Source organism: Atlantibacter sp. MEI4A-1023 (assembly GCF_056155425.1).
Map to the genome: position 1 here is coordinate 4,441,986 of NZ_CM149568.1, position 16,349 is coordinate 4,458,334.

Annotated in this window: 16 protein-coding genes; 5 read left to right on the forward strand and 11 right to left on the reverse strand. The window is 56.0% G+C overall.

The window, feature by feature from the left end:
• Nucleotides 1–46: 46 nt before the first annotated feature.
• A complete protein-coding gene (gene recQ / locus ACVV26_RS21055; RefSeq protein WP_312984531.1) occupies nt 47–1,876 on the reverse strand; it encodes an ATP-dependent DNA helicase RecQ in 1,830 nt (609 codons plus the stop codon).
• A 67-nt stretch (nt 1,877–1,943) separates the two neighbouring features.
• Nucleotides 1,944–2,813, reverse strand: coding sequence for a phospholipase A (gene pldA, locus ACVV26_RS21060; protein ID WP_312984533.1), 870 nt, complete (start codon nt 2,811–2,813; stop codon nt 1,944–1,946).
• Between the two features lie 173 nt (nt 2,814–2,986).
• On the opposite strand from pldA, the gene yigI reads away from it, so the two are divergent.
• Nucleotides 2,987–3,457 (forward strand): acyl-CoA thioesterase YigI, encoded by a 471-nt coding sequence (gene yigI, locus ACVV26_RS21065; RefSeq protein WP_125295468.1) that lies wholly within the window; start codon nt 2,987–2,989, stop codon nt 3,455–3,457.
• Nucleotides 3,458–3,507: 50 nt separating this feature from the next.
• Nucleotides 3,508–4,404 (forward strand): EamA family transporter RarD, encoded by an 897-nt coding sequence (gene rarD, locus ACVV26_RS21070; RefSeq protein WP_474799189.1) that lies wholly within the window; start codon nt 3,508–3,510, stop codon nt 4,402–4,404.
• A gap of 29 nt (nt 4,405–4,433) precedes the next feature.
• On the opposite strand, the gene corA is transcribed toward rarD, so the two are convergent.
• From corA to lptM, 8 genes are all read right to left on the reverse strand, one after another.
• A complete protein-coding gene (corA, locus tag ACVV26_RS21075) occupies nt 4,434–5,384 on the reverse strand; it encodes a magnesium/cobalt transporter CorA (RefSeq protein ID WP_312984537.1) in 951 nt (316 codons plus the stop codon).
• Between the two features lie 151 nt (nt 5,385–5,535).
• Entirely contained in the window at nt 5,536–5,592 is a 57-nt protein-coding gene (ysgD, locus tag ACVV26_RS21080; protein WP_350029113.1) for a YsgD/CorL family protein, read from the reverse strand.
• A gap of 147 nt (nt 5,593–5,739) precedes the next feature.
• On the reverse strand, nt 5,740–7,902 hold the full coding sequence (uvrD, locus tag ACVV26_RS21085) for a DNA helicase II (protein WP_312984538.1): 2,163 nt from the start codon (nt 7,900–7,902) through the stop codon (nt 5,740–5,742).
• Nucleotides 7,903–7,962: 60 nt separating this feature from the next.
• A complete protein-coding gene (yigB, locus tag ACVV26_RS21090) occupies nt 7,963–8,679 on the reverse strand; it encodes a 5-amino-6-(5-phospho-D-ribitylamino)uracil phosphatase YigB (protein WP_474799191.1) in 717 nt (238 codons plus the stop codon).
• Nucleotides 8,679–9,578: a tyrosine recombinase XerC gene (gene xerC / locus ACVV26_RS21095; protein ID WP_474799192.1), complete on the reverse strand. Its 900-nt coding sequence runs from the start codon at nt 9,576–9,578 to the stop codon at nt 8,679–8,681. The genes yigB and xerC overlap by 1 nt, the downstream gene beginning before the upstream one ends.
• Entirely contained in the window at nt 9,575–10,279 is a 705-nt protein-coding gene (locus tag ACVV26_RS21100) for a DUF484 domain-containing protein (RefSeq protein ID WP_474799194.1), read from the reverse strand. Before ACVV26_RS21100 ends, xerC begins: the two co-directional genes overlap by 4 nt.
• The gene (gene dapF, locus ACVV26_RS21105) at nt 10,276–11,100 is read right to left on the reverse strand and encodes a diaminopimelate epimerase (RefSeq protein ID WP_474799196.1); all 825 of its coding nucleotides are present in this window, start codon (nt 11,098–11,100) and stop codon (nt 10,276–10,278) included. Before dapF ends, ACVV26_RS21100 begins: the two co-directional genes overlap by 4 nt.
• A gap of 37 nt (nt 11,101–11,137) precedes the next feature.
• Nucleotides 11,138–11,341 carry an LPS translocon maturation chaperone LptM gene (lptM, locus tag ACVV26_RS21110; protein WP_312984548.1) on the reverse strand — a complete coding sequence of 68 codons (204 nt, stop codon included), beginning with the start codon at nt 11,339–11,341 and terminating at the stop codon, nt 11,138–11,140.
• A 171-nt stretch (nt 11,342–11,512) separates the two neighbouring features.
• Between lptM and cyaY the strand changes: the two genes are divergently transcribed.
• Nucleotides 11,513–11,833, forward strand: a complete 321-nt coding sequence (gene cyaY / locus ACVV26_RS21115; protein ID WP_474799198.1) for an iron donor protein CyaY — start codon at nt 11,513–11,515, stop codon at nt 11,831–11,833.
• Here cyaY and cyaA read toward each other — a convergent pair whose 3' ends face one another.
• Complete coding sequence (gene cyaA / locus ACVV26_RS21120; RefSeq protein ID WP_474799200.1) at nt 11,834–14,380, reverse strand: class I adenylate cyclase; 2,547 nt, start codon at nt 14,378–14,380, stop codon at nt 11,834–11,836.
• A gap of 284 nt (nt 14,381–14,664) precedes the next feature.
• Here cyaA and hemC point away from each other — a divergent pair, with 284 nt between their 5' ends.
• Nucleotides 14,665–15,606, forward strand: a complete 942-nt coding sequence (gene hemC / locus ACVV26_RS21125; RefSeq protein WP_474799202.1) for a hydroxymethylbilane synthase — start codon at nt 14,665–14,667, stop codon at nt 15,604–15,606.
• The gene (hemD, locus tag ACVV26_RS21130) at nt 15,603–16,340 is read left to right on the forward strand and encodes a uroporphyrinogen-III synthase (RefSeq protein WP_474799204.1); all 738 of its coding nucleotides are present in this window, start codon (nt 15,603–15,605) and stop codon (nt 16,338–16,340) included. Before hemC ends, hemD begins: the two co-directional genes overlap by 4 nt.
• Nucleotides 16,341–16,349: the final 9 nt, after the last annotated feature.

Sequence of the window (16,349 nt, forward strand, 5' to 3'; positions counted from 1 at the left end):
AAACAATAAAGAGAGAAACTATCCTGACATGTTTGCCTGGCCTTGACTACTCTTCGTCGTCACCATCTGCATGGCTGCGAATCAACGCCATAAACTCTTTCCCGAAGCGTTCCAGCTTACGCATCCCCACGCCGTTGACGCTGAGCATTTCACTGGGGCTGAGCGGCATCTGCTCGGCCATTTCAATCAGCGTGGCATCGTTAAACACCACGTAAGGCGGGATGTTTTCTTCATCGGCAATGGCTTTGCGTAGCTTACGCAGTTTGGCGAACAGTTTACGGTCGTAGTTCCCACCGTAGGATTTCTGCGCCACACGCGATTTCAGCGCTACGACGCGCGGCACCGCCAGCATCAACGGCGCTTCGCCGCGTAAGAATGGCCGCGCCGCTTCAGTCAGTTGCAGCGCCGAATGCTGGGCGATGTTCTGTGTTACTACGCCCAGATGGATAAGCTGGCGGATGACGCTCACCCAATGTTCGGTGGTATGGTCACGCCCCTCACCGTAAATTTTGAGCTTATCGTGACCGAATTCGCGGATGCGCTGGTTGTTTGCCCCGCGCAGCACTTCAACCACGTAGCCCATCCCGAAACGTTGTCCAACGCGATATATACATGACAATGCTTTTTGCGCTTCTACCAGGCCGTCATAGCGGCGCGGCGGATCGAGGCAGATATCGCAGTTGCCGCACGGCTCCTGCCGCCCTTCGCCGAAGTAGTTCAGCAGCACAAGGCGGCGGCAGGTTTGCGCCTCGGCAAACGCGCCCATAGCGTTGAGTTTGTGGCGCTCAATATCCTGGAGCTGGCCCGGCGGTTTTTCTTCAAGGCAGCGGCGCAGCCAGGCCATATCCGCCGGATCGTAGAACAGCATCGCTTCGGCAGGCAGCCCGTCACGCCCGGCGCGGCCCGTTTCCTGGTAGTAAGATTCGATATTGCGCGGGATGTCGAAATGCACCACGAAGCGCACGTTCGGCTTGTTGATACCCATCCCGAAGGCAACTGTCGCCACTACAATTTGTAGGTCGTCGCGCTGGAACTTTTCCTGCACGTTGGCGCGCACGTCGTTTTCCAGGCCGGCATGATAGGCTGCGGCGCTAATGCCCCGGCTTTGCAGCCGCGCGGCGGTGTCTTCCACTTTCGCCCGGCTGTTGCAGTAGATAATGCCGGATTTGCCGCGCTGGTCTTGCACATAGCGCATCAGCTGATCGAGCGGTTTGAATTTCTCCATCAACATGTAGCGGATATTGGGCCGGTCAAAGCTGCTGATTTGGATCAGCGGATCGTGCAGGCCAAGCAGATGAACGATATCGCGGCGCGTGGCCTCGTCTGCCGTGGCGGTCAGCGCCATAAAAGGCACATTGGGGAAGCGATCGCGCAGCTGGCCTAATAATGCGTACTCGCGGCGGAAGTCGTGCCCCCACTGCGAAATACAGTGCGCCTCATCCACCGCCAGCATCACCGGATTCCAGAAGGTAAGCTGGTCGAGAAAATTGTCGAGCATCAGGCGCTCGGGCGCGATATACAGTAAGCGGATTTGCCCGGTTCGGCAGCCCGCCATCACGGCCTGCTGCTCGTCACGGGTTTGCGTGGAGTTGAGGCAGGCCGCAGCCACGCCGTTGGCCAGCAGTTGGTCGACCTGGTCTTTCATCAGGGAAATCAGCGGCGAGACCACCACTGTGAGGCCATTTTTCACCAGCGCCGGGATCTGATAGCACAATGACTTACCGCCGCCGGTAGGCATCACCACCAGGCAATCGCGCCCTTCCAGCACGGTATTTATGATGGTTTCCTGGCCAGGGCGGAACTGCTGGTAGCCGAAGGTTTCCTGCAAAACCTGTTTCGCCAGCGACTCCTGATTCATTACTTCTGCCTGCGCCACGCTCACTCCATCACTAAAAATAAAACAGGCGCTATTTTCAGCGCCTGCGGGGGAAACTGCAATGCCCTTAGAACAGATCGTTAAGCATTACGCCCACGCCGAAGCGGGTTTGGTTAAAGTTGTAGTCGATAAGCGACTCGCCATAACCGCTGTACAGCTGAGTATAGAGGCGCACGTGCTTCGTCACCGGATAACTGAAGCCAAGCTCCGCGCCGCCGTAACCGGTATTCCAGTTATATTGTCCTTTCGCGCTCAGGATCGCATCGCCCAGTTGATAACCGATTTTTAACTGGTAATAGCCCATGTATTTGGTGATGTCCGGATTGTCATCAGTATTGCCGACCACATACCAGGGCTTCACTTCTACCAGCCAGTTATTGTTCTGCGCCATCAGGCGCGTATAAATGCGGTTCCAGCTACGTGACGTCGGGTCTGAACGACCGTTAGACTGGTGATTATAACCAAACTCTACGTCGCGCAGCGTCCAGCCAGCAAAGCGATAATCAGTCGCGAAGCCTAAAAACGCCTGGGGTTCGTAGTTGGTTTCACGGAACGGCGAAGATTCGTCGCTATTAGAAAGCTGCCACCAGGAACGCTGGGTGTAAGAACCGCCTAAAACCGAGTTAGGGCCGAGGATACCGCGCCACAGTGGAAACGCCAGACTTAACTGAAACTTTACTTCATCTTTGCGAGAATTATCGGACCAATTGTAAGTTTCGATAGCTTCTTTATTCAGATCGTCTGTGACCGTATAGATGAGATAGTTCGACTCGTAAGGATAAAGCGTAAACGGGTTATCGTGCTCCTGAAGCATATTCGCAATAATGCTGCCGCGAACCGCAGGCGCATCATGCACTTCCTGAACGACAGCCTCCTGCGCCAATGCCGCGCCTGGCAATAAACATACGCCTCCTACCCAACCCAGAAATTTGCCCATGTGGCCTGTTCTCCTGAACAAATCAATAAAACCGCTGAATTATTATCCGGATGACATTCTACATTTTTATTTATCGACTGCTTAGTCTTGCTTTCTGAATCTGGAAAACAACAAACAAGAAGCATAAAATCAACAAGAATTTAACAACAGGTCTCTTTTTGAGGAAGGAACCCATGTCCCCTACGATTTTAACTAACGAAGCCGCGCTCCAGCTGGTCGGCGAGATTTTTGTTTATCACATGCCGTTCAACCGTACGCTGGGCTTAGAGCTGATGCGCTATGAAAAAGATTATGCAGAGCTTTGCTTTAATAACCAGCCGATGATGGTCGGAAACTGGGCGCAAAGTATTCTGCACGGCGGCGTCATCGCGTCGGCGCTGGATGTGGCGGCTGGACTGGTGTGCGTAGGCAGCACGCTGGCCCGTCATGAAACCATTACCGAAGAAGAACTGCGCCAGCGTTTATCGCGCATGGGCACTATCGATTTACGCGTCGACTATTTACGCCCGGGGCGCGGCACGCGTTTCACCGCCACCAGCAGCCTGCTGCGCGCCGGTAACAAAGTCGCTGTGGCGCGGGTCGAACTGCATAACGAAGAGCAAGTGTATATCGCCAGCGCCACAGCAACCTATATGGTTGGTTAAATATTATTAGCTGTTAAAATGCATTCACTTTTTGATAACGGGCGTGACTAATGGATGCAAAACAGACGCGGCAAGGGGTTTTCTTCGCCCTTGCCGCTTATTTTATTTGGGGAATAGCCCCGGCGTATTTCAAGCTGATCGACTTCGTTCCCGCCGATGAAATCCTGACTCACCGCGTTATCTGGTCATTCTTCTTTATGGTGGCGCTGATTTCCATTAGCCGCCAGTGGAGTGGCCTGAAACGCCTGTTCGAGACCCCAAAGAAAGTGTTTGCGCTGGCATTAAGCGCCGTGCTGATCGGTGGAAACTGGCTGCTATTTATCTGGGCGGTGAATAATCATCATCTGCTGGAAGCGAGCCTGGGTTACTTTATCAACCCGCTGGTAAATATCCTGCTGGGGATGATTTTCCTCGGGGAACGCTTTCGCCGTATGCAATGGGTTGCGGTCAGCCTGGCCGCCTGCGGCGTGCTGGTGCAACTCTGGACCTTTGGTTCTCTGCCGATCATCGCACTGGCGCTGGCGTTCAGCTTCGCGCTTTACGGTCTACTGCGTAAAAAGATTATGGTGGATGCGCAAACCGGTATGCTGGTCGAAACCCTGTGGCTATTGCCCGTCGCCGCGATTTATCTGTTTGGCATCGCCGACAGCCCAACCAGCCATATGGGCGCTAACTCGCTGACGCTGAACCTTGAGCTGATGGCGGCAGGCATTGTCACGACGATTCCGCTGCTGTGCTTTACCGCTGCCGCCACGCGTTTACGCCTCTCCACGCTGGGCTTTTTCCAGTACATCGGGCCGACGTTAATGTTTGTGCTGGCGGTGGTGTTTTATGACGAAATCCCCGGCAAAGACAAAATGGTCACCTTCGCGTTTATCTGGGTCGCGCTGGCGATTTTTGTAATGGATGCGGTGTATACGCAGCGCAGAACGCGCCTCGGGAATTAAGCTCTCCTGTCGCCAGAAGAGCCTGAACGTCAAAGCCAGTTGCGGCGTTTAAAGTAAAGATATGGCGCAAGCCCTGCGAGCATCATGGCGATGATGGCCGCAGGGTAGCCGAAGCTCCAGTGCAGTTCCGGCATAAATTCGAAGTTCATCCCGTAGCTGGAGGCCACCAGGGTTGGCGGCAGAAACACCACGGAAACCACCGAGAAGATCTTGATGATCCGGTTCTGCTCGATGTTGATAAAACCCATCGCCGCCTGCATCAAAAAGTTCACTTTCTGAAACAGCGATTCGTTATGCGGCAGCAGGGATTCGATATCGCGCAGGATCTCGCGCGCCTGTTCAAGCTGGCCGCCCGGCAAGCGGGTTTTACGCACCAGGAAATTGAGCGCGCGCTGGGTATCCATCAGGCACAGGCGCACTTTCCAGCCCACGTCCTCAAGCTCCGCCAGGGTAGACAGCGCCTCATCATATTCATCGCCCTGGTGGCCTTCCATAATCACGCGGCTGAGCTTTTCCAGGTCGCTGTAGATATTCTCGATCTCGTCTGCCAGCTGTTCGATTTTGGTTTCGAACAGGTCAAGCAGCAGTTCGTAGGCGTTGCCATCAGTCATGGATTGCGCGCGGGCGCGCATACGGTACAGGCGAAACGCAGGCAGTTCACGCTCACGCAGGGTAAACAGACGGCCATCGCGAATGGTGAACGCCACCGTGGAGTTACCGGCGTGATCGTCGGCATCTTCAAAGAAGAAAAAGGAGTGAATGTGCAGGCCGTCTTCGTCTTCGAAAAAACGCGCGGATGCTTCGATATCTTCCAGTTCAGGACGTGTCGCCAGGCTTTGCCCCAGCTCAGATTGCACCCGGAGACGCTCATCGTCATCCGGTTCGACCAAATCTACCCACACTGAGTCTGTTAAGGTTTGCGCCTCGTCGAGTTCCAGACGAGACAGTCGATTGTTTTCCAGTTGAAATGCGCTCAGCATGACCGGGACTCCCAATACAAAAAATCCTGGACAGTTCGGTTGGCACACAGAAACAAAGGAGGTTTCAGACCATTAAACAGCCTGACTCAGCGCGACGGGGAAACATGCAGTCGCTGACAACCGCTAAGGCTATCAGCATACGAGGATAGCCTTAGGAGTTGTTCCTGTTGAACAGGACGGTGAGCCAGCATCTACTGGGTGTGTCCAAGGCGAATGTCCTCTTAGCATAATCGTGGGCGCATGTTACGCCAGCAAAAATTTAGCGTCAACACGCAACGGCGCGCCCACGAACAATAAACGCCCGTTATGCTTTAAGGTTAGTAAAGAATCAAAAATCGGACGATTTATCTATAAGTTACACGGTTTCCAGCTTCGCATAAGCGGCCACCAGCCACTTGATACCCTGCCCCTGAAACGCAATCTGCAGGCGGCTGTGTTCGCCGCTGCCTTCGAGGTTGACGATGGTGCCTTCACCGAATTTCGCATGGCGTACGCGCTGGCCCAGCTTGAAGCCGGAATCATTTTCCGCAATCGGCGTACCCATCCGTTGATGGCTTACCGGACGGCTAATGCTGGCACGCAGACGAACCTCTTCAATACAGGCTTCCGGCAGTTCGCCAATAAACCGCGATGGGCGGTGATAGGTCTCTTTACCGTACAGGCGACGCGATTCGGCATAGGTGATGGTCAGTTTTTGCATCGCACGGGTCACACCGACGTAGGCGAGACGGCGCTCTTCTTCCAGACGCCCGCCTTCATCCAGCGACATCTGGCTCGGGAACATGCCTTCTTCCATCCCCACAATAAACACCTGCGGGAATTCAAGGCCCTTAGCGGAGTGCAGCGTCATCAGCTGTACCGCGTCCTGCCAGGTATCGGCCTGCCCCTCGCCCGCTTCCAGCGCCGCATGGGACAAAAACGCCTGTAGCGGCATTAAGTCTTCGTCTTCTTCGTTGTAGCTGAACTGGCGCGTTGCCGTCACCAGTTCCTCTAAGTTTTCGATACGGGTCTGGCCTTTCTCGCCCTTCTCCTGCTCGTACATCATCCACAGGCCGGAGTCTTTGATAACCCGGTCGGTTTGTACGTGGAGCGGCATATCGGCGGTTTCATGCGCCAGCGCGTCGATCAGTTCGTGGAAGCGCTGCAACGCGCTGGCGGCGCGGCCGGCCAGCGCTTTTTCCTGCAACAGATGGCGGCTGGCCTGCCACAGCGTAAGCTGGTTTTCGCGCGAGGTCTGTCGCACCACGTCCAGGGTACGGTCACCGATACCGCGCGTCGGGGTATTCACTACGCGTTCAAACGCCGCGTCGTCGTTGCGGTTGGCGATCAGGCGTAAATAAGAGAGCGCGTCTTTGATTTCCTGGCGTTCGAAGAATCGCATCCCGCCGTAAATACGGTACGGCATGCTGGCCTGCAACAGCGCCTCTTCCAGCACGCGCGACTGGGCGTTGCTGCGATAAAGAATGGCGCATTTCTCCAGCGCGCCGCCGCTTTCCTGCCAGGTTTTAATGCGGTTCACCACGAAACGCGCCTCATCCAGTTCGTTGAACGCGCAGTAAAGGGAAATCGGTTCGCCGTCGCTGCCATCGGTCCATAAATTCTTGCCGAGACGCCCGGCGTTATTGGAAATCAGCGCGTTGGCAGCGTTAAGAATATTGTTGGTAGAGCGATAGTTCTGCTCGAGGCGGATGGTTTCCGCACCGGGGAAGTCGTTCAGGAAGCGCTGGATATTCTCGACCTGCGCCCCGCGCCAGCCGTAGATCGACTGGTCATCATCGCCCACGATCATCACTTTGCCGGTATCGCCCGCCAGAATGCGGATCCAGGCGTACTGAATGCTGTTGGTGTCCTGGAATTCGTCTACCAGAATATTGGTAAAGCGTTCGCGGTAGTGGTTAAGGATATGCGGCTTGTTGAGCCACAGCTCATGGGCGCGCAGCAGCAGCTCGGCGAAATCCACCAGGCCTGCGCGATCGCATGCTTCCTGATAGGCCTGGTATACCTTCTGCCAGGTTTGCTCGACCGGGTTGCCGTAGCTCTGGATATGGTGCGGACGCAGCCCTTCGTCTTTTTTGCCGTTGATAAACCACATCGCCTGGCGCGGCGGCCACTGTTTCTCGTCCAGATTCATGGCTTTGATCAGGCGCTTCAACAGACGTAACTGATCTTCGCTATCCAGGATCTGGAAATCCTGCGGCAATCCGGCATCCATATGGTGCGCACGCAGCAGGCGATGCGCGAGACCGTGGAAGGTCCCCACCCACATGCCGCCCTGGCTGGAGCCCATAATCTGGCCGATACGGTGGCGCATTTCCGCCGCCGCTTTGTTGGTAAAGGTCACCGCCATAATCGAATACGGCGACGCGTTTTCCACCATCATCAGCCAGGCGATACGGTGAACCAGCACACGCGTCTTACCGCTGCCCGCGCCCGCCAGCACCAGCATATTGCTGCGCGGCGCTGCGACGGCGTCGCGCTGTTTATCATTGAGGCCATCAAGCAGGTAAGAAACGTCCATTGGTACCGCCGGGAAAGAGGGGCGCACGCACCCCTGTGAATTTATACAGAGTGGATGAAATTATAACAGTGCCGTCAAGGATGCCAACCGTGAAATTTCCACGTGGGGTAATAAGCGACTGTCGGTGGCGCGCATCAGGCTGGCGTCGCGCAGATTAATCCAGCACGCCTGCACGCCGCTGCGGATCGCACCCGCCACGTCGGTGGTGAGGTCATCGCCCACGTGGAGGATTTCACCGGGGCTGATAGTGAGTTTTTCCGCCGCCAGGTGGTACATATCGCTAAACGGCTTGGAGCGGCCATGCGGACCGGCGCGCAGTACAAACTGGAAATAATCGCCCAAACCAAACAGATGCGGATCGGCGTTGCCATTGGTGATGGCCACCAGCGGCCATTTTTCGGCCAGCGCTTTCAGGGTGTCGTGCGTTTCCTGCGGCACGTCGATACGGCTGCGCCAGGAGGCGAAATTCTCCATCGCGGCATCCGCGCCCTTGCGCGCTTCTTGTTCGCTTAACCCCGCGTCGAGCATGGCGCGCTCTACCGCACGGCGACGCCATTCGGTGACGTCATGATAAATCTCCGGCTCCGCATGGCGCAGCGCCTGGCGGACGCGGTGGAATTCATCGGCTTCCAGCGCGTTCAGTGACGGATGAAAATTACGCACGAATTCAAACGCTTTCTGTTCGGTACGGGTGATCACGGGGACGTTGTCATACAGCGTGTCGTCCAGATCAAAAGTGAGCGCGGAAATCGTGCCCAGCGGGCGATAAAAATGCATTACGTTTTCCCTCGTTTAGCGCGTGGGTGCGCGGCATCATAAACCGAAGCCAGATGCTGGAAATCAAGATGGGTGTAGATTTGGGTAGTGGAGAGGTTGGCATGCCCTAACAGCTCCTGGACGCCGCGCAGATCGCCGCTCGACTCCAGCATGTGGGTGGCAAACGAGTGGCGCAATTTATGGGGATGCACATGGCTGTTAAGCCCCTGCTTGATGCCCCATTCGGCGAAGCGTTTCTGAACGTTGCGCGCCGAGATACGCTTGCCGGTTTTCGCCAGGAACAGCGCGTCATCTTCCGGGCCGAACAGCTCGCGCAAATCGAGCCAGTGTTCCGTCCACGCCAGCGCGCTTTTGCCAATCGGCAAGCGTCGCTCTTTGCTGCCTTTACCCAGCACCCAGACTTCGCCGGTCGTAAGATCAAGATGGCGGCAATCCAGGTTCACCAGCTCCGATAAACGCAGGCCCGCGCCGTACATCACTTCCAGCATCGCGCGATCGCGCACGGCGAGCGGATCGTTAAGATCGATATCCAGCAACTGGTTAACGTCATCGACCTCAATATTTTTTGGCAGATGATGCGGTGGCTTCGGCGCGGAAATCCCTTTGGCCGGGTTGGCGTTCAGCTCGCCCTGGCTCACCAGCCAGTTAAAGAAGCTGCGTAAGGCCGAGAGGCGCAGCGCCAGGCTGGAAGCCTGCAAACCGTCGCGACGGCTGCGCACCACGAGGCTGCGAACGATCGCGGCATCGCATTGCCGCCAGAGGGTGATTTTCATGGCGTCCAGCAGCGCAATAATCGCAGATAGCTGGCGACCATAGTTGAGGACGGTCAACGGGCTAAGCTGCCGCTCGACTTTCAGGTAACGCAGAAAACGATCGGCATGTTCCTGTAACAGCGTCATACGCGTTCAACCCAACGCTCCAGCAGTTCCGGCAACATCAGAGACAGCTCATGGAGCAGTTGAGTGCCCTGGCCAGGTTGATAGTGTTGCGGATCGCGGCTGGTGAACATCACCACGCCTAATGCTTCATCACCGCCCATTAACGACATCGCCGCTGAACCAATCGCTTTAGCTTCCGGCAACACCACCAGCAGTTCTGGCCCGTTTAACGGACCGAGGTAGTGATTTTCATGGCCCAGACGCTGAATGCGCAGTGGCTCGAACGCCTGGCGTGACAGCGCCAGATGGGTGAAGTCCGACGGCGCGCCGATGCGCCAGCAGTCGGCAAACAGGCGCACGGACGCGCCCGCAAGCCCCATTTCTCTGGCCCAGCGATGCAGGCGGTTGAGCATTTCCTGCAAACTGGGCGCAGCCGCCAGCCGCCCCTGTAGCTTTAACAGACGATAAAACAGCCCTTCGTTAGCGCTGGCCTGCTCCATCAGCAGCGACATATTCTCTTCCAGCTGGTTGATATGGTTTCTGGCGCGCGCCATGTGCCACTCCACCAGCGATACCGTTCCGCGTACCGGATGCGGCACCCGCATTTGCTCGGCAAGCGCCGCGTTACGGATAAAGAAGTCAGGGTTGCGCAGCAGATATTCGCAGACTGCGCTGTCGTCCATCTCGGCAAGGAGCGCTTGCGGTTCCCCGATATTATTCATAAATGTATAAATCCATCGTAAACATGAGCAGCCGGGCCCGTCATATATAACGGATTTCCCGGCCCTTTCCAGGCAATATCCAGCAGGCCGCCAGGCAGTTCTACCCGCACCTGCTCGGCCAGTAATCCCTGGGAGATCCCGACCGCCACGGCGGCACACGCGCCGCTACCGCAAGCCTGGGTTTCGCCTGCGCCCCGCTCGAAAACACGTAACCGGATATGGCTGGTGGTCACCACCTGCATAAAACCGATATTCGCCCGCTCCGGGAAACGCTCATGATTTTCCAGAACTGGCCCGAGGGTTTCCACCGCGGCAGTATCAACACTATCGACCTGCAATACGCAGTGCGGGTTCCCCATGGAAACCACGCCGCACATTATGGTCTGCTCGGCGGCGCGCATGATATAGGTCTTTTCCGCCTTGTTGGCGCGGAACGGCACCTGGGACGGCTCAAAATTCGGCTCGCCCATGTTCACCCGCACTAAATCATCTTCATTGACCGTCAATACCATGCGGCCATTGGCGGTGCTTACACGGATGTCACGTTTGTTGGTCAGCCCTTTCAGGCGCACAAACCGTGCGAAGCAGCGCGCGCCGTTTCCGCACTGGGAAACCTCGCTGCCGTCCGCATTAAAGATGCGGTAATGGAAATCGAGATCGGGATCGTAGGGCGGCTCTACCACCAGCAGCTGGTCAAAGCCAACCCCAAGATGGCGATCCGCCAGGCGGCGGATTAATTCTGGCGAAAAGAAGACGTTCTGTGTGACCGCGTCGACGACCATAAAGTCATTACCCAGGCCATGCATTTTGGAAAACTGCATTTTTCACTCCATAAGCGCGGTGACAAATCGTTATCGATCAGTAAATCACCTGAGTCGGCTGATCGTTCTGGCCGCGATCATTACGGTCGGGCATGGTGGATTGGGTATTATCCTGCACCGGACGCGTCGGCGGCGGGGCTTTTTTATCCGCAGGCGGGAAGTAAAGTGGCCCTTTCAGGCCGCATCCCGTAAGGCTTGCAAACGCCAGCACCACGGCCAGTGAGCAAAGAATTTTCTTCATTATGAATGCCTGTAGTTAATGCTTTGCTTTCTATCATCGCAGGAGAAGCCGCAAAAGCAAGAGTTTGCCATCGTCATTCTCCTGTTCCCGGTAAAACGCGCGCAGCGGCAAGGTTTCTATTCAGATCCAGAGCTTTTATACTTTCGCCATAACTCACAACAGGAAACAGACATGAACGACAGTGAATTTCATCGCCTTGCCGATGGCCTGTGGCAGACCATCGAAGAACGTATCGACGATTATGACGGTGAAACCGATATCGACTGTGAAATTAACGGCGGCGTACTGACCTTAAGCTTTGAAAACGCCAGCAAAATCATCATTAACCGCCAGGAGCCGCTGCATCAGGTCTGGCTGGCAACCAAACAGGGCGGCTACCATTTCGATTTACGTGACGGTGAATGGGTGTGCGATCGTAGCGGCGAGAAATTCTGGACCCTGCTGGAAACCGCCTGCACGCAGCAAGCGGGCGAACCCGTCAGCTTTCGCTGATTACGACTGGTACTGTTGCAGCAACGGTGTGGTGTCGTCCTGACGGGGCGGCACTATGTTAGTAATCGCCTGGCTGCGGTACGGGATCACCTGATTGCGGCCATCAATATTCACAATCTGGTAGAACTGCGGCAGGTTGAAGTTAATAAAGCTGGAACCGTAGGTGAATCGGTCATGTGATGACGAGTAGAAACGGCTAACGTCGCGCACCAGTTCCTCAATGCTGCCTTCGCAATGATGGTAAACCTCGGCGCGGTTGCTCTCATCCAGAATGTAGATGTTAAAGCCGCTATCGTCTTTGGTGTTCTCAAAGAAGAACTGAATAATCCCTTCGCTGGCGTAGCCATCTACCACTGCCGGCAATTTCACCTGGTTGGTTTCAACCTGTACCGACAGGCCATGCAGCTTGTTATGGGAAATCGCGCCATAGAACTCGATGGCGTTTTCCAGCTTCTGCACGGAAACGTTCACGCGCTCAAAGAACAAGCCCCACGTCTGCCCGGCTACGCGCAACGCTTTAAAGCGGCCCGGTTCGAGACGGGTGCTGGATAAGCGGAATTCAATGCATTCAGACACTAACTGCTGCACGCGGGTGCGGATCAGGCCGCGCAGATGTTGGCTGTAGCAGAACACTTCCACGCTGTCCGGCGGCGCGGCATCCTGGTGCATTTTGCCGAGAATGGTTTTCAGTGCCTCGATCATCGCCTGCTCACCGTTGAAATGCAGGGTGCGCACTTCGTTCCACGAGTTGCGGTACAGCAGGTCAATACTGCCGATCAGGCATTTTTGCTCTTCGCCGAAGCTCAGCACGTCCAGCTTTCTGAAATCGAAATGCACTACCTGGTTGCGGAACGCGGCAGTCGGGTCGTATTCGAGGTTGACGATAATCGCCAGATGGCGGATTTCACACGGGCTATATAGCGCTTTCGGCGTAGGCGCGGGCAAACGCAGCGGGAAATGGCTGGAGACATCCGCCACCATCTCCTGCAATTTTGCCAGGTCACAAATACCGTTGCCCTTAATAAACAGGCGGGTGCGCGACGTGAGCAGGCCGTTAAACCAGGCCCAGGCCACCAGCTTATTAAGATAACGGTTATATTCCAGCGGTTGATGGCTGATGATCGATTCCATGTTCGGCGCGCGGTTATAGAGATACCAGCCGCTGCGGTTGGCGCGGCCCTGCGGAACATGAATAAAGGTCAGCGTCGGCTCGGAGAGATCCGGCGAAATTTGCGGGTTCACCAAAGTGACTTTACCCGGCAGAGCTTCAAAAGCCGCATACAGTTTGCGGGTCAGAACGCCGATATCCTGCGGGCTTGCCGAGACGCTCAGGTTATTGCGACGCGCAAAGCGAATCAGGTTACGGTAGCTTTGCATCATGGCGTCGAGCAGTTCGTTATGCGCTTCGCGAACCTGGTCGATCTTCCAGTTAGCACGGTTATCCAGCATGGCTAAGCGCGCCTCGTCCCAACCCCAGCTTTTCACCATTTGGCTGATAACTTCACGACGCCAGCCCACACAGGCACGCTCGCGGGAGAGCTTCTCGCACACTTTCAGGTAGAAACAGCGGCGCACCAAATCCAGACGGGCGGTGTCTTCGATCTGCTCCAGATATTCCGTTACGCGTTCCAGCATCATGCAGTAGGAATCGAGGCCGAACGAGACGATTTCACCGTCGTGCAGGCGCTGTTTAATGTCTTTTGCCAGCAGGCGCGGATTCGGGTATTCCCAGGAATACGCTTCCAGCAGCAGGGTTTTCAATACCGCTTTGTACGGGGAATCGATGCTTTTATACAGTTGCCACAGGCTGGCGCCGAAATACTCTTCCGCCGACAGCGAACTCAGGCCGCCAAGGTCGAGCCATTCGTTAGGCGTCAATACGCCCTGCGCGTACAGCGTCATGACATAATCGTCGTAATGCTCTTCTTCTTCGCACGGCACCATGTTCCACAGGATGCGTTTCCCGGCCAGACGTACGGCGGTGCGATAAAACTCATCCAGCAGCAGGATGTGCTGAGTCGAGCCGCAGTCTTCACCACCCAGGCTGCCGCTTTCGTTATGGCGGAAGCGGTTTTCATCAATCAGGAAGAAGCTAACTTCGACGCCCAGCGACGCAGCCCAGCTTTCCAGCAGGCTACATTTACGTTGCAGCAACTGGCGTTCTTCATTATCGAGCCAGGCCTGGTGGCAGACCCAGATATCCAGGTCGGATGAACAGCTCTGCCCAACGGATGAGGTGCTGCCCATGGTGTAAAGACCGGTGATCGGCAATTCGCCCTGAGGCATTTCACGCGGGATCAGGCCGCGCTTCAGCTCAAGCTCGTTCAGGTAGTGGCGTTGGGTTTCATCAGGCGTGTAAAGGCAGATGCCACGGGGAACGTTACCATCGAGGTAACCCGGCATCAGCGGGTGGTGATAGTGTAGCAATGTCGGCAGCAGACTGTAGACCTGTTGGAAAGCAGGCCCCATGGCAGCAAGAGCGCGATCCACGCGCAATTGATTGATGGCATCCAGTCTCTGTTTTAGGGTCTCAATATAGAGGTACAAGACATATCGCCTGATGATTGCACTATTTCGAAAAACTGCCGCGTTTGTCGCCTTATCGCATTTTGCCTGGAAAGGCCGACATTCGGCTTAAAACGTGATCAATTTAACACCTTGCGGGTTGACCGTAAAGGAAGTTGCGCTACTTATCCATTGTAGCATTGAAAGCCCGCTTCGGAGTCTTAGAACAAGACGTATATCCCTCTTTCCTGCTAAAACCCGTTAAAACTGACACTGTTCTGGTTACAATGTTAGGATGGTAAATGGACGAATTAACGGTAACAAGCATGTTAGACAATGTACTAAGAATTGCCACCCGCCAAAGCCCGCTCGCACTCTGGCAAGCACATTATGTCAAAAACCGTCTGGAGGCGTTTCATCCCGGATTAACGGTTGAACTGGTGCCGATGGTGACCAAAGGCGACATTATTCTTGATACCCCGCTGGCGAAAGTGGGCGGCAAGGGTTTGTTCGTTAAAGAGCTGGAACTGGCGTTGCTTGAAGGCCGTGCTGATATCGCTGTGCATTCTATGAAAGACGTGCCGGTGGAGTTCCCGGAAGGGCTGGGACTGGTGACTATTTGCGAGCGCGAAGATCCGCGCGATGCGTTTGTCTCTAACCGTTTTGCCAGCCTTGACGATATGCCTGCTGGCAGCGTGGTTGGCACCTCCAGCCTGCGCCGCCAGTGCCAAATCGCCGAGCGCCGTCCTGATTTAGAAATCCGCTCGCTGCGCGGCAACGTCGGCACCCGTCTGAGCAAACTTGATAACGGCGATTACGATGCCATTATTCTCGCCGTTGCCGGTTTAAAACGTCTGGATCTGGACGCCCGCATCGGTTACGCCATGCCTGCCGACGTTTCCCTTCCCGCCGTGGGCCAGGGCGCGGTCGGCATTGAATGCCGCCTTGATGACACGCGTACCCGTGAATTACTGGCACCGCTGAACCATGATGAAACCGCGATCCGGGTTAGCGCCGAACGCGCCATGAATACCCGCCTCGAAGGCGGTTGCCAGGTGCCGATCGGCAGTTATGCGGAGATCGATAACGGCGAGATCTGGCTGCGCGCGCTGGTCGGCGCGCCGGATGGATCGCAGGTGATCCGTGGCGAACGCCGCGGCCCGGCGCAGGATGCGGAAAAAATGGGCGTCTCGCTGGCGGAAGAACTGCTGGAAAACGGCGCGCGCGCCATTCTGGCTGAAGTTTATGACGGAGACGCACCGGCATGAATATCCTGGTGACCCGTCCCTCCCCCGCGGGAGAAGAGCTGGTAAGCCGCTTGCGCGCGCAGGGAAAGGTCGCCTGGAGTTTACCGCTGATTGAGTTTTCTCCCGGACGCGAACTGTCGGCTCTGCCGGATTTGCTGGCGTCCCTGTCACCAGACGATCTGCTGTTCGCGCTTTCTCAACACGCCGTGTCACATGCGGCGGCCACGCTGCGGCGGCAACACCTTGCCTGGCCGCAGGTTCAGGCTTTCGCCATCGGGCGCACCACGGCGCTTGCGCTGCATACCGCCAGCGGGCTCACGGTTAATTATCCACGCGACCGGGAAATCAGCGAAGTGTTGCTACAATTACCAGAATTACAAAACGTTGCGGGTAAGCGCGCGGTACTTTTGCGTGGCAACGGCGGGCGTGAGCTTATCGGCGAGACGCTGGCCAAGCGCGGTGCCAGCGTGACGTTTTGTGAATGTTATCAACGTAATGACAAATACTATGATGGGACGGAAGAAGCGTATCGCTGGCAGCAGCGCGGCGTGGATACGCTGGTTGTCACCAGCGGAGAAATGCTCAAGCGCCTGTTTACGCTGATCCCGCCCTGGTATCAAACGAACTGGTTACTTCGCTGCCGATTGATTGTCGTCAGCGAACGTTTGGCGACCCTCGCCCGGGAACTGGGCTGGCTGGACATTACCGTCGCCGATAATGCTGACAACGATGCGCTGCTGCGCGTGTTGCAATAACTCTCATAA